Raw genomic sequence first — 1131 nt, 5'->3', positions numbered from 1 at the left:
CTGCGCATCGGCCAAGGACATCGGTCGTCCCGAGGCCTCAGCCGAGACGAGGATGCCGGCTGTCTCGCGTGCCGCGAGCAGGTCGTAGACCGCGATGGATGCCGCGAAAGCCCCCACGAGCGTTGCCCATCGCTTCTCCAGTTCCCGCCGGCGCCGGCCCGCTGGCATCCGCCCCAGTCCGCGTTCGACCTCCTCGACCGTGACGACGCTGATGGTCAGTTCTGCCGGGTCGATGACCTGAGCCCAGGCGAGCACTGCCACATCGGGGGTCTCCCTCATGAACTCCGACACCACGTTGGTGTCAGCGATGATCACGAGAGATGGACCGAGCGGGGCTGATCCGTGCGCGACGGCACCTCGAGGTCGACCCCGCCAGCCTGAGACATGGTCTCGTGAAGGGCAAGGAGCAGGTTGTGCTCGGGAAGGTCGACAGCGGCGTCGAGGATCGCTCGAACCTCTGCCTCCACCGAGCGGCCATGCTCGGCTGCGCGCCCGCGCAACCGCGCGTGCGTTCGCTCGTCCAACTGCCGAATGGTCAGGGTTGCCATCATGCACCTCCTGACAGCAATGCTAGCACCTTGGCTTTGCCCGCCACCGTCGGCCGAGCCCCCGTCGGCGGTGGGTTCCACGCCTACGCGACAGGCTGGAGCCGGCGGACCGTCGGGGTGCCGGCTGCACGCTCCGCGGCCAGGTCGTGGGCGGACTGCATCGCCAGCCAAGCGCGTGCCGTCCCCACGCCGGCACCTTCGAGCCTGACGGCGAGGTTGGGGCTGATCCGCGCGTGACCATGCAGCACGCGGCTCAACGTCACGCGCGAGATGCCCAGCCGTGACGCGGCCTCGCTGACGCTGAGGCCGAGCTCGGCCAGAACGTCCTCGCGCAGGATCTCGCCGGGGTGGACTGGGTTCTTCATCATGTTCATCTCCTTCCTGCTCAGTGGTAGTCCTGATAGTCAACGAGTTCGACGTCCGATTCGATGAACCGGAAGGTGATCCGCCAGTTCCCGTTGACCCAGATCGAGTAGTGCCCGGCCAGGTCGCCTTTGAGCCGATGGGTCCGGAACGACGGGATTGCCAGGTCGTCAGGACCTTGGGCCACATCCAGAGCTGAGAGGACTCGGAGCAATTTGGG

The 1131-nt window shown here is 66.9% G+C and carries 4 protein-coding genes; all 4 read right to left on the bottom strand.

Features of this window, described 5'->3' with window-relative positions:
• Positions 1–315 (bottom strand): PIN domain-containing protein (locus PLL68_RS15605; RefSeq protein WP_324535665.1); only part of this gene is annotated, 315 nt, incomplete at its 3' end.
• A complete protein-coding gene (locus PLL68_RS15600; RefSeq protein WP_324535663.1) occupies positions 312–548 on the bottom strand; it encodes a FitA-like ribbon-helix-helix domain-containing protein in 237 nt (78 codons plus the stop codon). The genes PLL68_RS15605 and PLL68_RS15600, both read right to left, overlap by 4 nt.
• Positions 549–631: 83 nt before the next feature.
• Positions 632–916 (bottom strand): HigA family addiction module antitoxin, encoded by a 285-nt coding sequence (locus tag PLL68_RS15595; protein ID WP_324535661.1) that lies wholly within the window; start codon positions 914–916, stop codon positions 632–634.
• Between the two features lie 17 nt (positions 917–933).
• Positions 934–1131: type II toxin-antitoxin system RelE/ParE family toxin (locus PLL68_RS15590; RefSeq protein ID WP_324535659.1), on the bottom strand; the 198-nt coding region annotated here is incomplete at its 5' end.

The organism is Ornithinibacter sp. (assembly GCF_035443565.1).
In the GTDB taxonomy this organism is placed as follows: Bacteria; Actinomycetota; Actinomycetes; order Actinomycetales; family Dermatophilaceae; genus Fodinibacter.
The sequence above is the reverse complement of the archived record's forward strand: the minus strand, read 5'-3'. Positions and strand labels throughout refer to the sequence as shown.

Excerpts from the sequence above, each read along its gene's own strand:
- PLL68_RS15595 (WP_324535661.1), bottom strand. The coding sequence starts at position 916 with ATGATGAAGAACCCAGTCCACCCCGGCGAGATCCTGCGCGAGGACGTT.
- PLL68_RS15600 (WP_324535663.1), bottom strand. The coding sequence starts at position 548 with ATGGCAACCCTGACCATTCGGCAGTTGGACGAGCGAACGCACGCGCGG.